Raw genomic sequence first — 969 nt, 5'->3', positions numbered from 1 at the left:
ATTCACCACGCCATTTTTCCTGTCCGTTTCTTCCTTTGCGCGCTTCAACGATTTCTCGGCACGTTTGACGCGCAACCTTGAACTGCCAAGTTCGAAATCAAGAATTTCAGCCATCGTTCCGCTTCCTATGCGGTTGCGGTCCCTTCGGCTGTAATTACGGCTGTTCTGTTTGGTTCCGGCCAATCGCGACCCGGCTCCAGATTTTACAGGAGCCAGGCCGATCTGGCCCTGCCGATTTAAATCTCTCCGGCAATGGGCTTGAGCGCATCTTCTGTCGCAGGCTCCAGCGGGACGTCGGCGACGTTCCGGAGCAAAGCGGCGCGCCGAAGGACGATCTGAAATCCGCCCCGGGACATATCCGCGATGCGATCGACCGCGCTTTCAAGCTTTCGCGCGATAGATAGGCGCGCCGATGATCATGGAAACCTTCGACCATGTCCACTCGAGGAGGTTTCAAGTTGTTTTGGGGAATGACATGTGCTGGCCAAGTGGCCTATCTCACGCATCGCCAGCACCTATGCGATTGCCAAGACGGCTGTGCCGGCGTGACGGTCCACGAACTCGAATAGCGATCCTGGGGACCGCTGGATGTCGCAAATTGCGCCGTTCGCAACGTCGCGGCGGAGGTAGGTCCGGTTTGAGTCGAAAGCTTCGGTTGCGGTCGAATGAGCAACCGCCCTATGTGATGCGTCATGAACCCATCGGATCGATCTTTGAATGAGCAAATTAGCCACAAGGCGCGCATTGCTGCTCCTCAATCCAAAGGCGCGGCGCGGCCAGGAGCTGATCGCCCCGATTGTGGGGCGGCTGGAGCGCGGCCGGCTTTCCGTCACTGTCGAAACCTTCGAGGCCTTGCCGGAGATTGCCAGTGACATAGTTCGCCTGCGCCAAATGGCCGACCTTGTGGTCGTGTGCGGTGGCGATGGTTCGGTGTCGGCGGCGGCGATGGCTGTAGTGGAAAGCCGCCTG

1 protein-coding gene is annotated in these 969 nt (G+C 58.7%); it reads left to right on the top strand.

Features of this window, described 5'->3' with window-relative positions; translation table 11 throughout:
* Positions 1–744: 744 nt before the first annotated feature.
* A partial coding sequence (locus tag EOB80_RS34265; protein ID WP_281058164.1) for a diacylglycerol kinase family protein occupies positions 745–969 on the top strand: 225 nt, incomplete at its 3' end.

Origin of the sequence: Mesorhizobium sp. M7A.F.Ca.MR.245.00.0.0 (genome assembly GCF_003997415.1) — a bacterium.
In the GTDB taxonomy this organism is placed as follows: domain Bacteria; phylum Pseudomonadota; class Alphaproteobacteria; order Rhizobiales; family Rhizobiaceae; genus Mesorhizobium.
The sequence above is the reverse complement of the archived record's forward strand: the minus strand, read 5'-3'. Positions and strand labels throughout refer to the sequence as shown.